Origin of the sequence: Burkholderia sp. LMU1-1-1.1 (genome assembly GCF_040675865.1) — a bacterium.
In the GTDB taxonomy this organism is placed as follows: domain Bacteria; phylum Pseudomonadota; class Gammaproteobacteria; order Burkholderiales; family Burkholderiaceae_D; genus Rugamonas.
In genome coordinates this window covers 217998-237856 of sequence record NZ_JBEGHG010000067.1, presented here as the reverse complement: position 1 = coordinate 237856, position 19859 = coordinate 217998, and the positions used below count along the sequence as shown (strand labels likewise).

Below are 19859 nucleotides of genomic sequence, written 5' to 3'. Positions count from 1 at the left end.
CAGCAACCCTCCATGCTTTCAGCGATACGCATGCCCTGCCCCCTTAAGGGGGCGGACCCGCGGGGTCCGACCCCGGTTGGCCGTGCGGGTTACGCGGCGACCGTAACGCCGGCGCGCACCAGCAATTGTTCGCAACGTTTGGACAGGTGCCGAACCTGCAGCGTCTTGCCGGCTTTGGCATAACGTTCGCTCAAGGTCGACACCGCGACCACCGCCGAGTGGTCGGCGAGGCGAAGATACCGGCAATCGAGAACCACCTGTCGCGGGTCGCCCTGCGGATCGAACAGATCGTTGAAGTGGGCGATGGAAGCGAAGAACAAGGTGCCGTGCGGCGTATAGGTTTTGACGCCGTCTGCGCCCTGCGCCACGTCGGTGCGGATTTCGCGGGCGTGGCGCCAGGCGAAGCTGAGCGCCGCGATCACGATCCCGCACAGCACCGCCACCGCCAGGTCGGTCGCCACGGTGATGCAGGTGACGACCACGATCAACAGCGCGTCATGCCTGGGCACCTTGCCCAGCACCCGCAGCGAGCCCCAGGCGAAGGTCTGCTGGGCCACCACGAACATCACGCCCACCAGCGCCGCCAGCGGAATGCGCTCGATCAGCGGCGACAGAAACAGTATAAATAATAAAATCATGATGCCGCTGACGGCGCCGGAGACGCGCGTGCGGCCGCCGGAACCCAGGTTGATCATGGTCTGGCCGATCATCGCGCAGCCGCCCATGCCGCCGAACAGGCCCGATGTCACGTTGGCGGCGCCAAGCGCCACGCACTCCCGGTTCGGCAGGCCGCGCGTTTCGGTGATTTCGTCGGTCAGGTTAAAGGTCAGCAGCGTCTCAAGCAAACCCACCACCGCCATCAGCAGCGCGTACGGCAGCACGATGCGCAGCGTCTCCATCGTCATCGGCAATTCGGGAATGTGGAAGACAGGCAGGCCGCCGGCGATGCGCGCCATGTCGCCCAGGGTGCGCGCCGGCAGGTGCAAGCCCTCGGACAGCAGGCCGACGCCGACGATCGCCACCAGCGCGGGCGGCACGGCCTTGGTCAAGCGGGGCAACAGATAAACGACCAGCATGGTCAGCGCAACCAGCGCGCACATCCACATCAGCGAGGTGCCCTGTAACCACTGGCCGTCGGCCTTGAAGTGCTGCAGTTGCGACCAAGCGATGACGATGGCCAGACCATTGACGAAGCCGAGCATGACCGGATGCGGCACCATGCCGACCAGTTTGCCCATCCTGAGCACGCCGAACAACAGCATGATGAAGCCGCTCAGCACCACCGTCGCCAGGAAATACTGCAAGCCATGCTGGGCCACGAGGGCAACGATCACCACCGCCATCGAGCCGGCGGCGCCCGAAATCATGCCGGGACGGCCGCCGAAAATGGCCGTCAGTGTGCAAATAAAGAAGGCGCCATACAGGCCGGTGAGCGGATTGAGGTGCGCAACCAGCGCGAAAGCGATGCATTCTGGAACTAAAGCGAAGGACGTGGTCAGGCCCGCTAGTGCGTTTTTAGAAAGATTGGATGACCACATAGGAGAGAAAAAGAGGTGGAAACGCGCCGACGTCGGGCGGGAACGCCGTCGTAAGCGAGGTAAAAACGCAACAGTCCGCGTATTTTACACGGCCGCGTTCGGTTTCTCATCGTTATGGGTGAACTGGCGCACATTCAAAATGCGGCGAGCGCGGCAAAATAACCTTGCGAACTTCTCAACCACTTGCCCGCAAGACATACCGCCATGACTACTCTGACATCCGCCACCCGCGCCCTGAACAGACAAAAAATCGCTGTGGAAAGAACGCTGTATGCGCGTTCCGCCGAGGAATCGCAGCTGGCCGCCCGTTGGGCCAGCGCCTGGCATAAATTGGTGCAGCGCAAGTTAGATCATATGGCTGCCCGTCCTGCTTCGCGGGTGGACTTCAGCGGCTTCATCGTGACGCCGCCGGCCTCCCGCGTCCTGCACTAATTCCTTCTTCTTACGCCGCGCGCTGTTCGACCATTGCCGCCTTGTTGCGGCTGGCTTGGTAGCAACTGCCCGCGCGGAGTTCCATTCCCGCACGATCCAGCACCGTCACGCAACCACGGCGGTACATGATCAACCCTTCCTCAGCCAGTTTGCCGGCCGCGCCGGTGACGCTCTCGCGGCGCACGCCCAGCATGTTGGCGATCATTTCCTGGGTCACCTTCAGTTCGCTGGTCATCGAGCGGTCGAGACGCTCCAACAGCCAACGGCACAGCTTCTGCTCGATGCTGGTGTGGCGGCTGCCGGCCACGCTTTGCGCCAGCTGGGCGAACATCGCGCTGGTGTAACGCATCAGTTGCTGGGCCAGCGGGCCGCCGGCGTAGAACGCTTCACGCAGCACCTCGGTGCGCAGGCGGTAGCCGTAGCCGTCGGCCTCCACGACGGCCGAGTAGCTGGCGCGCTCGGTGGGGTACAGGGCAACGCCGACCACGCCCTCGCGGCCGACGACGGCGATCTCGGTGGTCGCGCCGTCTTCCATCACGTACTGCAGCGAAACGATCGCATTGGTCGGGAAGTAGGTGTACTCGACCTTGTCACCGTAGTCGAACAAGTGCTTACCAGCAGGCAACGCCACCAACTCCAGATCGCTAAACAGGGCCAGCAGATCATCACGCGACAAGGCGCGCAGCAAATCGTTCTGTTGCGCCCCGATCAAGCTGATCGGTTGTGCTGCGGCGCCAACGTTGATGGAGCGGGTTGCGGAGGTGGTGGTGTCAAAAGCGTTCATGGTCTATGCCCCTGGAAATCGTGTTGATCCTTCGAATAATGTCGTGTGGATCGCGGTGGCTTATTTGTGCCTCACCGTTGATGACACTATATCCAGGGGACTAACTCTGCGGTATAGGACCACCTTGTAGTCCTATGTAGGCTGTGAACATTGCAAAATGTCATCTTTGTCCTACGCAAAGCGGGTCACCGCACATCCCGGGCAAAAAAGGGGATGTGGAATTGCCGGAGTTGCTTTACGCAGTTGCTCAATAAGTCGCGCGCAGCTGGAGGTAGGCGGTGCGCGGTGCGCCGACCATGCGGCCCGCGTTGCCGTCGACGTTGCGCGTGTAGTAGCGCTTGTCCGACAGGTTGTTGATGCCGGCCATCACCTCGTAACCCGGCTTGCCGGGCAGTTTCCAGCCCAGCTGCGCGTTCCACAGGCGGAAACCGGGGATCTGCCCCACGCCGCCGTTCGCGGACTCGGCCACCGTGTTGGCGGCGTCCGAGTATTGCTTGCCCTGATGCGTACTGGACAAATTGGCGGTGAATGCGCCCACGCGGTAGCGCGCGCCCACCGTGTCCGTGTTGCGCGAGTAGAACGGCACGTCCATGCCCGACGTCGCGCCCGATTCCTGGATCGCCTTGGTGTAGGTGTAGTTGGCGTAGACGTTCAGCCCGGCCAGCGCGCTGGCGTCGCTGAAGGTGTAGTCGGCCGCCGTTTCGATGCCTTCGTGGTCGGTCGCGCCGATGTTCTGGAACGTCGCCGGCGTCACGCCCGGCACCTGGATGATCTGGTTGTCGAACTTGAGCTTGAACGCGGTCAGTTCGGCGCTGACGGCGCCGGTCTTCCAGCGCGCGCCCACTTCGGCCGTTTTCGCCAGCTCGGGCTTGAGCGGATTGGACGGCGTCTGCGAGTTCAGCTGCGTGTTCTGCACCGGTCCGAACGAGGTCGTATAGTTGGCGAACACCGTCAGCGCCTTGTTCACCAGGTAGGCGACATTGAGCGACGGCAGCGCTTTGTTGTTGTTCGATTCGAAGGTGTTCTTGCCGCTGACGTCGTCACGCTCGGAGCGGATGCGCTCGTAGCGCACGCCCGGCGTGACGCGCCACGCCCCCAGCGCGATGCGGTCGTCGATGTAGACGGCGTGCGCGTCGGTGCTGTTGACGAAGGTCGCGGTCGCGCCGTTGACGCCGGTGGCGACGTTTTGCACGTAGTTGTTGTCGTCGCCCCGCTCGCGCAGGAAGCGGTAGCCGACCGTGACGTCGTGCGTCATGCCGGACGCGGCGAAACGCTGCGTGTAGCGCGGCTCGATGCCGAGCACCTGGTAGTTGCGCGGCTGGTAGGTCAGCTGCGTGCGGGCGGCGTTGATCAGCGCGCTCTGGCGGAAGCTCTCGTTGTAGTACGCCTTGATTTCGACTTCCTGCGTGGCCGACAAGGTGTTCAGGTAGCCGACGTCGGCGCCCTTGCGGTCGCCGCTCCAGAAGTCGGTCGGACGGGTGTTCTGGAACGGGTTGGCGTTGTACTGCGCCACCGTCAGGCCGCCCGGCGTGCGCGAGTTGACGTCGAAGTATGTCAGCTTGCCGTACACCTCGCTTTGGGGATCGATTTTGTAACGGAACTTGAGCGCGACATCGTTGACCTTTTCGTCGCTGCCAACGCGCCAGCCGGAGCCGTCCATGCCCGAGTACATCAGCGCCAGGCCGAGGCCGTTATCGAGCGTGCTGCCGACGAAGGCGCTGTACTGGCGGCTGTGGCCGGTTTCGCTGAAATCGTTGTAGCGCACCGAGACATCGCCGCTGATGCCCGGACCTTCGGGAATCGCGCGGCTGCGGAAGTTGATGATGCCGCCGACGTTCTGCGGGCCGTAGCGCACCGCGCCGCCACCGCGCACGACGTCGATCGATTCGATGTTGTTCAGGCTTACCGGCGCGAACGACAGTTGCGGCTGGCCGTACGGCGCCACCGCCAGCGGGATGCCGTCGAGCAGGATGGTCGAACGCGGCGAATAGCGTCCGGTCAGCCCGCGCACGCCGATGTTGAGCGAAATGGCGCTGCCGGCCGTGCCGGAGTTGTCGGTCGCCTGTACGCCCGGAATACGGCGCAGCACGTCGCCGATGTCGAGCGCGCCGGAATTCTCGATTTCCTCCTTGCCAACGACGGTGCGCGCGCCCGGGAAGTTTTTCACGCTGTTCTGCAAACCCGAACCGAGCCAGCTGCCCGTCACCTGAATCGACTCGATCGGCGCGGCGGCCCCGCCCTCCTGGGCGCGCGATAACGACGGCGCCAGCAGCAGGGAAATGGCGGCGGCCATCGCAGTCAGGGGGAAATGCGCGCCGGGGCGCGGTGCGGACAAGGCGAAATCGGACATGGACGGGATCTGGTTGGCGTTAAAACGCAAGATGATAACACTTCTCATTCTCATTGGCCAGCGACCAACTGGGCAAAATGACCTAACCATTTTAAAGATGTATGCGTTATACTTCTTTACATCGCAACTTCCCAACGACGAAAGACCACCATGCTGAGCGCAGAACAAAAAGCCATCATCACCGCGACCGTACCCATCCTGGAACAGGGTGGCGAAGCGCTGACGCGCCATTTCTACCTGACGCTGTTCCGCGACTTCCCGCATGTGAAGCCGTTTTTCAACCAGGCCAACCAACAGGACGGCAACCAGCAGCGCGCCCTGGCCAACGCGGTGCTGATGTATGCGCGCAATATCGATCGCCTCGAACAACTCGGACCGCTGGTGTCGACCATCGTCAACAAGCACGTCTCGCTGCAAATCCAGCGCGAACACTATCCGCTGGTGGGGGCGTCGCTGCTCAAGGCGATCCGCGAAGTGCTCGGCGCCGAAACCGCGACCGACGCCGTGATCGACGCCTGGGCGGCCGCCTATGGCCAACTGGCCGACATCCTGGCCGGCGCCGAACAAAACGTCTACGACGAAAACGCCCGCGCGCCGGGCGGCTGGAGCGGCTCCCGCGAATTCAAGGTCGCCTCCAAAAAGGCCGAAAGCGACGAGATCACTTCCTTCGTGCTGGAGCCGGCCGACGGCCGCGCCGTCGTCGTCCACAAGCCGGGCCAGTACATCGGCATGTGCGTCAACATCGGCGGCGAGGAGGCGCGCCGCCAGTACTCGCTGTCGGCGGCCGCCAATGGCGCCAGCTACCGCATCAGCGTCAAGCGCGAGGCCGGTGGCGCGGTATCGAACTTCCTGCACGATCAAGTCAACGTCGGCGACAGCATCCAGCTGTTCCCGCCGTCGGGCGAATTCACGCTGAGAGACGGCGACAAGCCGCTGGTGCTGATCAGCGGCGGCGTCGGCATCACGCCGACGCTGGCGATGCTGACGGCGGCCCTGTCCACCGGCCGCGCCATCCACTTCATCCACGCGGCGCGCCACGCCGGCGTACACGCCTTCCGCGACCAGATCGACGCCTTGGCGAGCGAACATCCCCAGCTTCAGCGTTTCTACTGCTACGAAACCGCCAGCGACACCGGCCCGCAACCGCATGCCACCGGCTACTTGAATCGGCAACAGCTCGGAGAATGGCTGCCGGCGACGCGCGACGTCGACGCCTATTTCCTCGGACCGACGCCGTTCATGAAGGCCGTCAAATCGCATCTGCTGGAATTGGGCGTGCCGCAGGCGCAGACGCACTACGAGTTCTTCGGCCCGGCCGAGGCGCTGGCCTGATGCGTTTTCCGGATATGTAAAGCCGGATATCTTCGTGTACGACGGAAGGCGCCGATGCAATACTGCTTGCATCACGCCTATCCGAAGGAAACCATGAAGCGCAGGACTGTATTAAAGCTGGCGGCCAATGGCGCCGCCCTTGCCTCCCTTGGCGGTGTCTCGCCGCTGGTGTTCGGCGCCGCGCCGCTCAAGGAGCTGCGCCTGGACTACGCCTATTATTCGCCGGCCAGCCTGGTGCTGCGCCGCTTCGGCTGGCTCGAAGACGAATTCAAGGCCGACGGCACCAGCGTGCGCTGGGTACTGAGCGCCGGCAGCAACCGCGCGCTCGAATACCTGAACGCCAACAGCATCGACATCGGCTCCAGCGCGGGCCTGGCCGCGTTGCTGGCCAAGGCCAACGGCAATCCCATCAAAACACCCTATATATTCTCCCGTCCGGAGTGGACGGCGCTGGTGGTGCGCAAGGATTCGAACCTGCGCACGCTGGCGGATCTGAAGGGTAAAAAGATCGCCGCCACCAAGGGCACCGATCCCTATCTGTTCTTGCTGCGCTCCTTGCAGACGGCGGGACTGAAACGCAGCGATATCGAACACGTCGGCCTGCAACACGCGGACGGCCGCGCGGCGCTGGAGCAAGGCAAGGTCGATGCGTGGGCGGGGCTCGACCCGCACATGGCAGCCAGTGAACTGGAGAGCGGCTCGCGCCTTATCTACCGCAACGTCGCCTTCAACACCTACGGATTTCTCAACGTGCGCGAAGACTTCCTGGCCACGCATCCGGCGGAGGTAGGCCGCGTGATCAAGGCCTACGAAAAGGCGCGCGCGTGGATAAGGGCCAATCCGTCGGAAGCGGCCAAGATACTGTCGGAGGAAGCCAAGGTGTCGCTGCCGGTGGCGCTACTGCAAATCAAGCTGCGCACGGATTTCACCAACCCGCAGCCGGGTAGCGAACATGTGAAGGCCTTGCAGGTCGCCGCGCCCATCCTGCGCGACGAGGCGCTGGTCAAGAGCGGCACGGACCTGAACCGCACCATACTCGATCTGGTCGACACGCGCTTCGCCCAGCCTTTCATCGCCCGCGTCTAGGAGCGCTCCGGTTATGAGCAGTCAACTGGCGGCGCGCGCGCAATCCGATTTTGAGGGCCCTGGCGCGGTGGCCGCGCCGCCAGCGGCGGCGCCCTCCCCTCGCGAACGTCGCCCGCGCCACATTTCGCGCGGCCTGCTTGGCCTATTGCTGCCATCGGCGGTGCTGATCGGCGCGGAAGTGGGCGCGCGCGCCGGCTGGATTCCGTCCAACCTGCTGCCCGCCCCGACCCAGATACTGGAAACCCTGGCCGATCTCGGCGCGCGCGGACTGCTGGGCCACATCGGCGCCAGCACCTTGCGCGTGGCGGCGGGTTTCGGCATCGGCGCCGCGCTGGCGGTGCTGCTGGGCGCCGCCGTCGGCCTGAATCGGCGCGCCGAAGCGATACTCGATCCGACATTCCAGGCGCTGCGCGCCATTCCTTCGCTGGCCTGGGTGCCGCTGCTGCTCCTGTGGCTGGGCATCGACGAGGCGCCCAAGGTGGTGCTGATCGCCATCGGCGCCTTCTTCCCCGTCTACATGGGGGTGTCGTCCGGCATACGCGGCGTGGACCGCAAACTGATCGAAGTGGCGCGCCTGTACCGCCTGCGCGGTGTCGCGTTGACACGGCGCGTGCTGCTGCCGGCCGCCATGCCGTCCATACTCACAGGGCTGCGCAACGGATTAAGCCTGGCGTGGATGTTCATGGTGGCGGCGGAACTGATCGCCGCCAGCCAGGGCCTGGGCTACCTGCTGTCCGACGGGCGTGAAACCAGCCGCGCGGACATCGTTCTGGCGGCGATCGTGCTGCTGGCGATACTGGGGAAAATCAGCGATAGCCTGATGGCGGCCATCGAACGGCGCGGCTTGGCCTGGCGCGACAGCTTTTCCAGCACGGGTGGCGCATGAAGCACGTCAGCCCCGCACTGGATATACGCATCGCCGAGAAGCGCTATGGCGCCCGCGCGGTGCTGCGCGACGTCGACATCGCCCTGCGGCAAGGAGAAGTGGTCAGCCTGATCGGCGCCAGCGGTTGCGGCAAAAGCAGCCTGCTGTCGATCGCCTCCGGCCTTGATCGGGATTTTCAAGGAGGGATCAAGCTGCATGGCCAGCCGCTCGATGGCGTGCACCGCGATATCGGCTTCATCTTTCAGGAGCCGCGCCTGTTTCCCTGGCTGACGGTGGCGCAAAACGTCGCTTTCGACAGCGACAACGACGCCGCCGCCCAAAAACTGTCCGCCCGCCTGTTGACCGAGGTTGGCTTGCAGGAGCAAGCGCTGTCGCTGCCAAAACATCTGTCCGGCGGCCAGGCGCAACGGGCCGCGATCGCGCGCGGGCTATTCAGCCATCCAAGGGTATTGCTGCTCGACGAGCCGTTTTCCGCCGTCGACGCCTTTACGCGCATGAAGCTGCAGGATCTGCTGCTCAAGGTGGCCCGCCAGCGCGAACTGACCGTGCTGCTGGTGACGCACGATATCGACGAGGCGCTGTATCTGAGCGACAGGATTATTCTGCTCGACGGCGTGGGGTCGCCGGCCGTGACGGAGTTTCATCCGCCGCCGCGACCGCGCGGGCGCGGCGATGTCGCGGTGGCCGCGTTGAAGTCGTCGATTATCGATCGATTGCACGCGGTGCACGCCATCTGATCAAAAAGTCCACTTGCGCCGGATGTGCGGCGCGTTGTCAGAACTGGTAAAATCCCGTTCATGATGCAAACCTCCACCACAGACCAGGCAGAAACGCTGATACGCGCCACCGGCGCGCGCGTCACGCGGCAGCGTGTGACGGTGCTCGACTTCTTGCTGGGCCAGGGAAAGTCGCTGACCCACCATGAAATCCAGGACCATCTGTCGGACGAGGCGCTCGATTCGGTCACGCTGTACCGCGTGCTCGAATGGCTGACCGAAAATGAACTGGTGCACCGCATCGCCGGCGCCGACCAGGTATGGCGCTTCAGCGCCGGCGCGGGCAACCATTCGCACGAGCACGCGCACTTCCAGTGCACCAAATGCGAAGAAGTGACGTGCTTCACCGATGTCGCCCTGCCCCGCAAAATCAAGCTGCCGGAAGGCTTCCAAAGCCAGGAAATCGACTTCCTGATCAAGGGCACCTGCCCGCACTGCGCACCGAAAAAGTAACAAGACGACAAAATAGTTAACGCAACATAGTTGCATTAACGGGCAAACGGACTTATGATGCAACTCAATTGCATTAATAAATCCTGCGCGTCCGCGCCCTTTCAGTGAGTCGTCCCCATGCCTATCGCTTCGCATCCCTCCGCCCATCCGGACTATCGGCTTCCCGTCACCGTGCTTTCCGGCTTCCTCGGCGCCGGCAAAACCACCCTGCTCAATCACGTGCTGGCCAACCGCGAGGGTCTGCGCGTGGCGGTGATCGTCAACGACATGAGCGAGGTGAATATCGACGCGTCCCTGCTGCGCAAGGGCGCGCAGAACGCCGGCGCCGCGCTATCCCGCACCGAGGAGAAAATGGTCGAGATGAGCAACGGCTGCATCTGCTGCACCCTGCGCGAGGATCTGCTGCTGGAGGTGCGCAAGCTGGCCGCCGAAAACCGCTTCGACTATCTGCTGATCGAATCGACCGGCGTCGGCGAACCGATGCCGGTGGCGGCGACCTTCGACTTTGAAGACGAAAACGGCGACTCGCTGAACCACGTCTCCCGCATCGATACGATGGTCACCGTGGTCGACGCGTTCAACCTGCTGAAGGACTACCACAGCACCGATTTCCTGGCCCAGCGCGGCGAGAGCGCCGGCGAAGGCGACGACCGCACCTTGGCGGCGCTGCTGTCCGAACAGATCGAATTCGCCAACGTGATCGTCGTCAGCAAATCGGACCTGGTCAGCCCCGCGCAGCTGGCCGAGGTGCGCGCCGTCGTCAAGGCGCTCAATCCAACGGCCACCATCGTCCATGCCGAAAAAGGCAACGTGCCTCTGCATACGATACTGGGCACCGGCAAATTCGACCTGGAACAGGCCAGCCGGATGGCCGGCTGGGCGCGCGAACTGGCCGGCGATCACATGCCGGAGACCGAGGAATACGGCATCGACAGCTTCGTGCTGCGTTACCGCAAGCCGCTGCATCCGGACCGCTTCAACAGCTTCCTCGACGAGGCGCTGCCAGGCCTGATCCGCGCCAAGGGCTACATCTGGCTCGCCAGCCGCCCCGATTGGGCGGTCGCCTATTCGCGCGCCGGCCGCATCGCAGCCGTGGAACCGGTCGGACAATGGTGGGCCGCCAGCGACAAGGCGCAATGGCCGTCGCCCGGCGATCCGGACCGGCAGGCGATCGATGCGATCTGGGAGGAACCGTACGGCGACCGCCTCAACGAGTTGGTGTTCATCGGCCGCGGCATGGACCGCGCGGCGATCGAAGCCGCCTTCAACGCCTGCGTGCTGACCGACGTCGAATTCGCCGCCGGCATGGCGACGTGGCGCGGCTACCGCGATCCCTTCCCGGACTGGAGCCGCGAAGACGAAGAACAAGCTGAACCCGCGCACGCCTGATTCCTTTTACCCTCCCGCTCAATGAAAACAACAATACGGCCGCTGGCAGCGGCCATTTCGCTCGCCCTTTCCACCGGTTCCTGCGCCTACGCGGAGGACACCTTGGCCGACGCCGTCATGCCGACGGTGACTATCAACAGCGCGCGCGGCACGCTCGATCCCGACCTGCCGACCACCAGCGTCACCAAGACCCAGGAAGAACTGCGCCAGCAGCAGAACATCTTCAATCCCGAGGACGCGCTGCGCAATATGCCCAGCATGACCATCCGCAAACGCTATAGCGGCGACCGCAACGCGCTGGTCGGGGGACGCAGTTTCTCGACCACGCAAGCGCCGCGCGCGCTGGTGACGATGGACGGCTACCTGCTGTCGAACTTCCTCGGCCGCTTCGACGCGCCCCGCTGGAACATGATCGCGCCGGAGGAAATGACGAGGGTCGATGTGCTGTACGGCCCCTTCTCGGCGCTCTATCCCGGCAACTCCATCGGCACCACGATCACCGTCACCACCAGCCGTCCGACCAGATTCGAGGGCTCTGTGCGGGTGGCGGCGCAGGACCAGTCCTTCGACCAGTACGGCCTCAAGGACCACTACCGCAACTACCAGGGTTCGGCGCTGATCGGCGACAGGCTGGCGTCGGGCCTGTGGTACAAGCTGATGGTCAACCACCAGGACTCGACCAGCCAGCCCATGGGCTACTACACGGCGACCGCCAACGCCGCCGGCGTCTTCGCGGCGCCAAGCGGCGCCGGCGCCGCGACCCCGGTCACCGGCATCCGCTACGACACCGGTCCGTTCGGCACGACACGGGCGATTTTCGGCGCCAACACCGGCGCCATCGACCACACGAAGCAGAACACCGTCAAGGCCAGCTTCGGCTACGACTTCAATCGCACCGTGAGCGCCGAGGGCTTCGTCGCCTGGTGGAGCAACGAAAGCGTGACGCGCAACCAAAGCTTCCTGCGTGACGCCGCCGGCAACACCATCTGGTCCGGGCGGGTCGGCGATGGGGCCAATGTCTTTGTGATCCCGGTTGCCGCCTTCGCCCCGTACACGCGCGATGAGCGCCACGCGCAGACCGGCGTGACGGTCAAGACCCGCGACGGCGCCGGCTGGAACGCCAGCGTATCGGCCAGCGCCTACCGCATCCTGACGGACGTGCAGCGCAACGCCGGCAGCGCCGATCCGTTCGCCGCAAGCGGCGGCGCCGGCAACGCGGTGATACGGGACGGCAGCGGCTTCAATTCGCTCGATCTGCAGACCACCTATTCCCCGGGGAGCGCCGGCGCCCACGCGCTGACCTTCGGTCTGCACGCCGACGACTACAAGCTCAAACAAAGCACCCGCGCCACGGCGGACTGGCGCAACGCAGACGGGCCCGAAACGCAGTTCATCGGCGGAGAGACCCGCATCGTGGCGCTGTACGCCCAGGACGCGTGGCGCTTCGCGCCGCAATGGCAGGCCACGTTCGGCCTGCGCGCCGAATCCTGGGAAGCCAAAAACGGCGCGCAACGCATCCCCGGCGCTGCCCAAAACTACCCGGGCCGCAGCGACCAGGCCTGGTCGCCCAAGTTGTCGCTGGGATGGGACGCGACGGCCGATACCACCCTGCGCCTGTCGGCCGGTCGTGGCACGCGCTTCGCCACCGTCGCGGAGCTGTTCCAGGGCACGGCGGTGGGCAGCGCCATCGTCGTCAACGATCCAAATCTGAAGCCGGAACGCTCCAACGCGATCGAGCTGATGGCCGAACAGCGCCAGTCCTTCGGCACCCTGCGCGCCTCGCTGTTCCAGGACGACGTGCGGGACGCCATCTGGAGCCAGCTCAATCTGAACGTTTTCCCCAACGTGACCAATGTGCAGAACGTGGGCCGGGTGCGCACGCGCGGGCTGGAGCTGGTGGCGCAAATCGAGCAACTGGGCGTGCGGGGGCTCAGCGCGGATGCCAACATCGCCTTCGGCAAATCGACGATACTGGAAAACGCCAATTATCAGCCCTCCGTGGGCAAGAACTGGACCCGCGTGCCGCGTGTGCGCGGCGCCACCACCCTGACCTACGCTCCCGGCGTCAAATGGAGCGCCTCCGCGACCTACCGCTATTCCGGCCGCCAATTCAACGAGATGAACAACTCCGACTACAACACCGATGTCTACGGCGCCATCTCACGCGTCAGCCAGGTGGATATGCGACTGCTGTTCAAGCCCGTCGGCGGCACCGAACTGGCCGTCGGCATCGACAACCTCAATAACGATCACGCCTACCAGATGCATCCCTACCCGGGCCGCACCTTGTTCGCCGAAATGCGTTACGCCTTCTAGGATACTTCGAGGAGCACGGATGATACATATTGAAAAACTAAGCAAAAGCTACGAGGGCAGGACCGTGGTCGATGGCCTCGACCTGCACGTGCAAGGGGGCGAGATCTACGCGCTGCTCGGGCCCAACGGCGCCGGAAAATCCACCACCATCGGCTGTCTGCTGGGATTCGTCGACGCCGACGCCGGCAGCATCCGTCTGGCCGGTTCCAACCTGCCACCGGCGCGCTCTGCGGTCCGGCATGCCGCCTACATCGCGGAGAACGTCGCGCTCTACGAACGCCTCACCGGCGTCGAGAACGTCGAATTCTTTATGCGCCTGTTGGGCCGAAAGCCGCGCCGCGACGAGATCGAGGCGCTACTGGACCGCGCCGGGCTGCCGGAGCACGCGTGGCACCGCATGGCCTCCGGCTATTCGAAAGGCATGCGTCAAAAAGTCGGCATCGTGATGGCGCTTGCCAAAGGGGCGCAGGTCCTGGTGCTCGACGAGCCGACCTCCGGTCTCGATCCGGAGGCCAGCGTGACCTTCGGTGAACTGGTGCGGGCGCTGGCCGACGGCGGCGCCGCCGTCCTGATGGCGACGCACGATCTGTTTCGCGCGCAGGAGCTGGCGGACCGCTGCGGCATGCTGGTGGGAGGCCGTCTGGCCGGTGAATGGAAATTGGGAGATTTGAATGCAGGCGAACTCGAACGCAACTACCTTGGCATCCTCGCCGGCCGCGCCTGAGGCGCGCGACCGGGACGGCGTGCCGGACTGGCGCCGGTGGCTGCGGGCGCTGCACGGCGCCTGGCAGGCCGACTGGCGCGAGCGCCGGCGCGACTGGCGCGTATGGCTGGTGGTCGGCGTCGGACTCGCGCTGGCCGCGTGTGCGGCGCTGCTGTCCTCGATGGAGCTGCGCGCCACGCTGGAAGGCCGCGCCATCGCCCAGCAGGCGGAGCAACAGCGCTGGTCGCAACAGGGAAAAAAATACCCGCACTCGGCGGCCCATTACGGCGTCTACGTCTTCAAGCCGCTGTCGGCGCTGGCCGCGCTCGACCCGGGCGTCGAACACTACGTCGGCGCCAGCGTATGGCTGGAGGCGCACAAACAGAATGAACTGGTGTACCGTCCCGCCAACGACGAACCGGGGGTGACCCGCCAATTCCGGCTGAACCCAGCCTTCGTACTGCAGGTGCTGGCGCCGATGGCGATGATCTTTCTCGGCTTCGGCATGTTCGCGGCGGAGCGCGAGCGCGGCACGCTGGCCGCGCTGCGCATCAACGCCGCACCTCTCGGCGCCCTGGCGCTGGCACGCGGCGCGGTGCTGCTTTGCCTGGCGATGGTGCTGGTCCTCCCGGCCTGCATCGCGGTCGGCGTGCTGGAATGGACGCTGCAGGCGCGCAGTCCGTTCAGCGACGGCTTGCCGCGCGCATTGCTGTTCGGCGCCGGCTACCTGGTCTACCTGTGCACCTGGGCCGCATTGATCGCGGCGGTGTCGGCGCGCGCGCCCACACTGCGCGCAAGCCTGGCGGTGCTGATCGGGTTGTGGGCCGCGACCACGCTGGTGGTTCCGCGCGTGGCGGTGGAGCTGTCGCGGATGGCGGCGCCGCTGCCCACCATGCAGCAGTTCCGCGCCAGCCTGGACGCGGCGCTCGGCATGCCGGACGATCCCGAACAGGCGGAGCGCGACAAGCAGCAACTGCTGCGCGAATACGGCGTCAAGGACGTCAAGGACCTGCCGGTCAACTGGGCCGGCATCAGCCTGCAACGCGGCGAGCAGCATGGCGACCGCATTTTCGACCAACATTATGGCCGCCTGTTCGACGCGATGCGGCGCCAAAGCGACGCCTCGGCGCTGGCCGGATGGCTGTCGCCGGCGGTCGCGATGGCCGGGCTGTCCAGCGCGGCGGCCGGCAGCGACACCCACCACCATCTGCAGTTCATCGATGGCGCCGAGCAGCAGCGGCGCCGCATGCAGCAGGTATTGAACCAGGCGATCACCGATCACCCGGAGCAAGACGGCGTCCGCCACGACGGCGACCAGGCGCTATGGGACAGGATACCGCCATTCAAATTCACTTTCGAGGCGCTCGACCTGAAGGCGCTGGCGCTGCGCCAGGGCCTGCCCCTGCTCGCCCTCTTCACCGCAAGCCTGCTGCTGTGCGGCGCCGGCTTGCGCCATCTACGTAGCGGAAACTTACAATGAAACAGATGTTCACATTGATCGCCTACGACTTGCGCAGCCAGTTGCGCGAGCGCGGTACCATCGCCCTGATGCTGGTCGCCCTGGCGCTGGCGGGATTCGGCCTGTTCGAAGGCGCGCGCTTTGAACGCGACCAGCGGCGGGCGGTGGCCGACGCGGCCGCCCAGGAAGTCGCGGCGCGCGCCGAAGCCAACGCGCTGGCGCGTCGCTACTTCGCCGATCCGGCGGCGCCCGAATTCAGCGCCCTGCAATGGTACAAGACGCCGGTCGACGTGCGCGGCTACGCCTTCCGCGCGCATGTCGGCTTCGCCGGCAAGCCGGTGCTCCCCGGCGCCGCGCTGGCGATAGGCCAGGCCGACCTTTTGCCGGCCTACGTCCGCGTGCGCGCGGAATCGATGGAACTGGCGCGCACCGCGCTGGAGATCGAACATCCGGGGCGCCTGGCCGTCGGCCGTTTCGATCTGATGTTCTTCGTGGTCTATCTGTGGCCGTTGATCCTTCTCGCGCTATGCACCTCCGTGCTGACGCAGGACCGCGAGAGCCACCGCCTGCGCGCCTTGCAGTTGCAAGGTGTGCGCCTGGGCCGCATGCTGGCGGCGCAGGTGACGGCGCGCGCGCTGGCCGCCAGCATGGTGCTGGTGCTGACCGTCGGCGTCGCGGCGCTCGCCGCCGGCATCATACTGGCCGATGGCGCCGGCATGGCGGCCCTGGCGTCGTGGGCCGGCGTGGTGCTGCTGTATTCGATGTTCTGGGCGGCGGTCACCATCGTGATCTGCGCCGTGTGCGGCAACCGCATGACAGCCGCTTTCGCCGGCTTCGGCGCGTGGTTGATGCTGGCGGTGCTGCTGCCGGGCGCGATGACGGCCGCGATCCAAATGGGGGCGCCGGTGCCGGTGCGGGAGCGCTATGTTCAGGCGCTGCGCGACGCCGGCGACCAGGTCAACGCCGACAAACTGGGTAGCCTGGCGCGCTTTTACGACAGCCATCCGGAATGGAAGCCGTCCGTCACGCCGCTCTCCAAGGTGTCGTCCAGCGTTTCGCGGCTGCAGCGCGCCCAGGAACTCGAACGCGTCATGGCCGGTGTCGACCGCCAGTTTGAACAGGCGAGGATGCGCCAGCAAGAGCTGTTCGAACATACCATCATATTCAGTCCGGTGACGCTGGTGTATCAAACGCTGTCGGACATCGCCGGCAACGACGGCGAGCGCCATCGGCGATTCATGGCGGAGGTCCAGCGCCACCAGATGCGGCTGCGCGACTACTTTCAAAGCGCGATCCAGCTGGCGGCGCTGGGCGACGAGCGCAAGCCCTGCCCCGCCACCTGCCTTGGCGGCTACGGCTTCCGCGACTTCGACCAGGTACCGCGCTTCAGCGCCTCCACGGCGTTGGCGCAGGCGCCTTCCGGTCCGCCGCGACTGGCGGCGCTGCCGCTGTGGATCGCCGTGCTGCTGGCCCTCGCGGCCGCCCTGATGATGCGCATTCGGCGGGGGTAGCCTCGGCTCCGTTATACTGCTGGGTTTGCTGCTCACGACAAGAGAATATGAAGGTTAAGAATTTATCGCACCGGTCCCGCCGGAACCTCGCCGGGGCGCTCTCCCTGCTTCTGGCATTGGGCGGCTGCGCCCAGCTGCCGACGGCTAAAACCACGCCCGATACCGTCTCCTCGATGCGCTTCATCGGCGAGCAGCGGCTGCCGTGGCGGGTGCAGTTCCATGGCACGATGGTGGGCGGCCTGTCCGGCATCGACTACGACGCCGCCCGTGGCGACTGGGTGATGATCTCCGACGACCGCTCGGAGCACAATCCGGCGCGCTACTATCGCGGCCGGCTCGCGTACGACGAAAAATCGTTCAAATCCGTCGAACTGACCAGCGTCGTGACGCTGCTGCAGCCGGACGGGAAAGCCTATCCGTCGAAGGAAAACTTCAAGCGGCATGGCGGCGTGGTGCCCGACCTGGAGTCGATCCGCGTCGATCCGCGCGACGGCACGATCTGGTACACCAGCGAAGGCGACGTGCCCGCCGGCCTGCCGCCGTTCGTGCGCCGCGCCAAAGCCGATGGCGCCTTCCTGTCGGAGCTGCCCTTGCCGGCCATGTTCAGCGTCCCGGCCGACGGCAAGTCAGGACCGCGCAACAACCAGAGCTTCGAGGGGTTGAGTTTTGCGCCAAACGGCAATTCGCTGTGGGTGTCGATGGAGGGGCCGATGATCCAGGATGGCGCGTTGCCGGACCCGCGCACCGGCGCCGTCAACCGCATCACGCACTTCGACCGCGACGGCAAGGTGCTCGGACAATTCGCCTACCCGCTCGATGCGATTCCCGCCTCCCCGGGCAAGGGCAAGTTCGCCGACAACGGCATTTCCGAAATACTCGCCCTCAGCGACACCCGGGTGCTGGTGATGGAACGTTCGGGCGTCCAGGCCGACGATGGCACCTATCAAGATTTCGTCCGCATCTACGAGATCACCACCGATGGCGCCAGCGATATCCAGAACCTGGCCACGCTCGACGGCGCCACCTACACGCTACTGAAAAAGCGCCTGGTGCTGGACGTGAACCAGCTCCCGCTGCCACGGGTGGACAACCTGGAAGGCATCTCGCTAGGTCCGGTGCTGGCGAACGGCCACGCCAGCCTGGTGCTGATCTCGGACGACAACTTCGGCAAGGACCAGGTCACCCAACTGCTGCTGTTTGAGCTGATCCCGTAGTGTTCAACTGCGCCGGGAGCGGCGGTATCGGCGGCGTAGGATCGCTGTCGACCGCCAGCAGCGGCCCGCCGTCTTGTATCGACGGCGGCGACAGGCAGTTGTCGCACTTGCAGCACCGCTCGAAGCCCGGCGACAGGTCGCCGAAGTAATCGAGCAGCAGCTTCCAGCGGCAGTAGCCGCTCTGCGCATACCCCACCATCTGCTCCAGCCCCTCCCGGTCGCGCTCATGCTTGTCCACGTAGACTTGCGCCATGCGCTCGAACTCCGCCATCTTGGGTGGTCCCTTCGGCTGTTTCGCCAACAGGTAGGCCAGCTTGCTGTTCCGCTTCAGCAGCTTGCCGTCCTTGAGCATCTTCAGGCAGATCTTCAGCTGGCTCGCGGGCAGCTGCTCCAGGCGGGGTTTCAGGTCCGCCTCGGTGAAGGTCATCTGTCCAGACGCCACCGCCGCCTCGTACACCGCTCTCAGTTCCTCGGCCGATGGGTAGTGTTTGATCAGGAAGAACTGCTGCAGCCGCTTGTCCGCGTGGTAGTACAGCAGCGTGCACTCCGCATCGAGGCCATCGCGCCCGGCGCGGCCGGACTCCTGATAGTAGGCCTCCAGGTTTGCGGGCACCTGCAGGTGGATGACAAAGCGCGTGTCGCTCTTGTCGATGCCCATGCCGAAGGCGTTGGTCGCCACCATCACGCGCCGCTCCCCGCTCATGAACAGATTCTGGTTTTCGCTGCGCTCGGCCGCCTTCAACTTGCCGTGATAGAGCGTCACGCTCTCGCCGGCGTTGCGCAGCATTTCGTACATTTCCTCCGCCGCCTTGACGGTGGCGGCGTAGATAATGCCCACGCCGGCGGTCTCGCGCACCAGTCGCAGCGCCTGCGCGTCCTTTTCGCCGGGATTGGTCACCTGGCGCACGCGGTAATGCAGATTGGGGCGGTAGATGCCGGTGTTGACGACCGCCATGCGCGGCCTGCCCAATTGGGCGCGGATGTCGGCGATCACGCCGTCGGTGGCAGTCGCGGTCAGCGCCAGCACCGGGGGACGCCCCAGCGCATTGAGCGCGGCGCCGATCTCCAGGTAGGCCGGACGGAAATCGTGACCCCACTGCGAGATGCAATGGGCCTCGTCGATGACCATCAGTGCGATCTCGCTGTTCTTCAGCAGCGCCAGGAATTCCGGCGTCACCAGCCGTTCCGGGGTACAGAAGACGATGTCCTTGTCGGCGCTTTCGATGCCCTCCAGCGCGGCGAGTTCGTCGCCGCGCGACAGGCTGCTGTTGATCTGGGCGGCGCTGGCGATGCCCGCCTCCTCCAGCTTCTCGGCTTGGTCCTTCATCAGCGAAATCAGCGGCGACACCACCACCGTCACGCCCTTCAGCAGGCGCGCCGGCAGCTGGTAGCACAGCGACTTGCCGCTGCCGGTGGGCATGACGGCCAGCGTGTCCTGGCCGGCCAGCACGCTGTCGATGACATGTCGCTGGCCGTCGCGCAGCGCTTCGATGCCGAAGACCTTACGCAGAAGGTCGTTGATTTGCTTGTTCTTGGGGGCGGCCATGGACATTCTTTCTATTCAGCGGGACTGGAGAAAGATTAGACAAGGACGCCGTTCCGGTATGTACGCCAGCACACCGCCCGCGCG

Annotated in this window: 16 protein-coding genes; 12 read left to right on the top strand and 4 right to left on the bottom strand. The window is 65.2% G+C overall.

Annotated features, from left to right (window positions below; translation table 11 throughout):
• Positions 1 to 89: 89 nt before the first annotated feature.
• Positions 90 to 1538 (bottom strand): SulP family inorganic anion transporter, encoded by a 1449-nt coding sequence (locus MRBLMU1_RS28665; protein ID WP_363509246.1) that lies wholly within the window; start codon positions 1536 to 1538, stop codon positions 90 to 92.
• Between the two features lie 204 nt (positions 1539 to 1742).
• Between MRBLMU1_RS28665 and MRBLMU1_RS28660 the strand changes: the two genes are divergently transcribed.
• On the top strand, positions 1743 to 1970 hold the full coding sequence (locus tag MRBLMU1_RS28660; protein ID WP_363509243.1) for a hypothetical protein: 228 nt from the start codon (positions 1743 to 1745) through the stop codon (positions 1968 to 1970).
• A 10-nt stretch (positions 1971 to 1980) separates the two neighbouring features.
• On the opposite strand, the gene MRBLMU1_RS28655 is transcribed toward MRBLMU1_RS28660, so the two are convergent.
• Together MRBLMU1_RS28655 and MRBLMU1_RS28650 are read right to left on the bottom strand one after the other, a co-directional pair.
• Positions 1981 to 2754 carry a Crp/Fnr family transcriptional regulator gene (locus tag MRBLMU1_RS28655; RefSeq protein WP_363509240.1) on the bottom strand — a complete coding sequence of 258 codons (774 nt, stop codon included), beginning with the start codon at positions 2752 to 2754 and terminating at the stop codon, positions 1981 to 1983.
• A gap of 247 nt (positions 2755 to 3001) precedes the next feature.
• Positions 3002 to 5047 (bottom strand): TonB-dependent receptor family protein, encoded by a 2046-nt coding sequence (locus MRBLMU1_RS28650; protein ID WP_363509616.1) that lies wholly within the window; start codon positions 5045 to 5047, stop codon positions 3002 to 3004.
• 207 nt (positions 5048 to 5254) lie between these two features.
• Here MRBLMU1_RS28650 and hmpA point away from each other — a divergent pair, with 207 nt between their 5' ends.
• From hmpA to MRBLMU1_RS28595, 11 genes are all read left to right on the top strand, one after another.
• The gene (gene hmpA, locus MRBLMU1_RS28645; protein WP_363509237.1) at positions 5255 to 6436 is read left to right on the top strand and encodes an NO-inducible flavohemoprotein; all 1182 of its coding nucleotides are present in this window, start codon (positions 5255 to 5257) and stop codon (positions 6434 to 6436) included.
• 93 nt (positions 6437 to 6529) lie between these two features.
• Positions 6530 to 7522, top strand: coding sequence for an aliphatic sulfonate ABC transporter substrate-binding protein (locus MRBLMU1_RS28640; protein ID WP_363509234.1), 993 nt, complete (start codon positions 6530 to 6532; stop codon positions 7520 to 7522).
• 13 nt (positions 7523 to 7535) lie between these two features.
• On the top strand, positions 7536 to 8408 hold the full coding sequence (locus tag MRBLMU1_RS28635) for an ABC transporter permease (RefSeq protein WP_363509231.1): 873 nt from the start codon (positions 7536 to 7538) through the stop codon (positions 8406 to 8408).
• Entirely contained in the window at positions 8405 to 9145 is a 741-nt protein-coding gene (locus MRBLMU1_RS28630; RefSeq protein WP_363509228.1) for an ABC transporter ATP-binding protein, read from the top strand. The genes MRBLMU1_RS28635 and MRBLMU1_RS28630 overlap by 4 nt, the downstream gene beginning before the upstream one ends.
• A gap of 60 nt (positions 9146 to 9205) precedes the next feature.
• Complete coding sequence (locus tag MRBLMU1_RS28625) at positions 9206 to 9637, top strand: Fur family transcriptional regulator (protein WP_363509225.1); 432 nt, start codon at positions 9206 to 9208, stop codon at positions 9635 to 9637.
• Between the two features lie 117 nt (positions 9638 to 9754).
• Positions 9755 to 11026 carry a GTP-binding protein gene (locus MRBLMU1_RS28620; protein WP_363509222.1) on the top strand — a complete coding sequence of 424 codons (1272 nt, stop codon included), beginning with the start codon at positions 9755 to 9757 and terminating at the stop codon, positions 11024 to 11026.
• Positions 11027 to 11047: 21 nt separating this feature from the next.
• Positions 11048 to 13342, top strand: a complete 2295-nt coding sequence (locus tag MRBLMU1_RS28615; protein WP_363509219.1) for a TonB-dependent receptor — start codon at positions 11048 to 11050, stop codon at positions 13340 to 13342.
• A 19-nt stretch (positions 13343 to 13361) separates the two neighbouring features.
• The gene (locus MRBLMU1_RS28610; protein WP_363509216.1) at positions 13362 to 14066 is read left to right on the top strand and encodes an ABC transporter ATP-binding protein; all 705 of its coding nucleotides are present in this window, start codon (positions 13362 to 13364) and stop codon (positions 14064 to 14066) included.
• The gene (locus tag MRBLMU1_RS28605; protein WP_363509213.1) at positions 14014 to 15525 is read left to right on the top strand and encodes a DUF3526 domain-containing protein; all 1512 of its coding nucleotides are present in this window, start codon (positions 14014 to 14016) and stop codon (positions 15523 to 15525) included. Before MRBLMU1_RS28610 ends, MRBLMU1_RS28605 begins: the two co-directional genes overlap by 53 nt.
• Positions 15522 to 17015 (top strand): DUF3526 domain-containing protein, encoded by a 1494-nt coding sequence (locus MRBLMU1_RS28600; protein WP_363509210.1) that lies wholly within the window; start codon positions 15522 to 15524, stop codon positions 17013 to 17015. The genes MRBLMU1_RS28605 and MRBLMU1_RS28600 overlap by 4 nt, the downstream gene beginning before the upstream one ends.
• 47 nt (positions 17016 to 17062) lie before the next feature.
• Positions 17063 to 18229, top strand: a complete 1167-nt coding sequence (locus MRBLMU1_RS28595; RefSeq protein WP_363509207.1) for an esterase-like activity of phytase family protein — start codon at positions 17063 to 17065, stop codon at positions 18227 to 18229.
• Here MRBLMU1_RS28595 and MRBLMU1_RS28590 read toward each other — a convergent pair.
• Positions 18195 to 19775 carry a RecQ family ATP-dependent DNA helicase gene (locus MRBLMU1_RS28590; RefSeq protein WP_363509204.1) on the bottom strand — a complete coding sequence of 527 codons (1581 nt, stop codon included), beginning with the start codon at positions 19773 to 19775 and terminating at the stop codon, positions 18195 to 18197. The genes MRBLMU1_RS28595 and MRBLMU1_RS28590 overlap by 35 nt on opposite strands.
• Between the last annotated feature and the right edge of the window lie 84 nt (positions 19776 to 19859).

Bases quoted from the DNA above. Each gene is read 5' to 3' on its own strand.
- MRBLMU1_RS28630 (WP_363509228.1), top strand. From the start codon at position 8,405: ATGAAGCACGTCAGCCCCGCACTGGATATACGCATCGCCGAGAAGCGC.
- MRBLMU1_RS28620 (WP_363509222.1), top strand. From the start codon at position 9,755: ATGCCTATCGCTTCGCATCCCTCCGCCCATCCGGACTATCGGCTTCCC.
- MRBLMU1_RS28595 (WP_363509207.1), top strand. From the start codon at position 17,063: ATGAAGGTTAAGAATTTATCGCACCGGTCCCGCCGGAACCTCGCCGGG.
- MRBLMU1_RS28665 (WP_363509246.1), bottom strand. From the start codon at position 1,538: ATGTGGTCATCCAATCTTTCTAAAAACGCACTAGCGGGCCTGACCACG.
- MRBLMU1_RS28625 (WP_363509225.1), top strand. From the start codon at position 9,206: ATGATGCAAACCTCCACCACAGACCAGGCAGAAACGCTGATACGCGCC.
- MRBLMU1_RS28615 (WP_363509219.1), top strand. From the start codon at position 11,048: ATGAAAACAACAATACGGCCGCTGGCAGCGGCCATTTCGCTCGCCCTT.
- MRBLMU1_RS28650 (WP_363509616.1), bottom strand. From the start codon at position 5,047: ATGGCCGCCGCCATTTCCCTGCTGCTGGCGCCGTCGTTATCGCGCGCC.
- MRBLMU1_RS28610 (WP_363509216.1), top strand. From the start codon at position 13,362: ATGATACATATTGAAAAACTAAGCAAAAGCTACGAGGGCAGGACCGTG.
- MRBLMU1_RS28600 (WP_363509210.1), top strand. From the start codon at position 15,522: ATGAAACAGATGTTCACATTGATCGCCTACGACTTGCGCAGCCAGTTG.
- MRBLMU1_RS28640 (WP_363509234.1), top strand. From the start codon at position 6,530: ATGAAGCGCAGGACTGTATTAAAGCTGGCGGCCAATGGCGCCGCCCTT.
- MRBLMU1_RS28660 (WP_363509243.1), top strand. From the start codon at position 1,743: ATGACTACTCTGACATCCGCCACCCGCGCCCTGAACAGACAAAAAATC.
- MRBLMU1_RS28635 (WP_363509231.1), top strand. From the start codon at position 7,536: ATGAGCAGTCAACTGGCGGCGCGCGCGCAATCCGATTTTGAGGGCCCT.
- hmpA (WP_363509237.1), top strand. From the start codon at position 5,255: ATGCTGAGCGCAGAACAAAAAGCCATCATCACCGCGACCGTACCCATC.
- MRBLMU1_RS28590 (WP_363509204.1), bottom strand. From the start codon at position 19,775: ATGGCCGCCCCCAAGAACAAGCAAATCAACGACCTTCTGCGTAAGGTC.
- MRBLMU1_RS28605 (WP_363509213.1), top strand. From the start codon at position 14,014: ATGCAGGCGAACTCGAACGCAACTACCTTGGCATCCTCGCCGGCCGCG.
- MRBLMU1_RS28655 (WP_363509240.1), bottom strand. From the start codon at position 2,754: ATGAACGCTTTTGACACCACCACCTCCGCAACCCGCTCCATCAACGTT.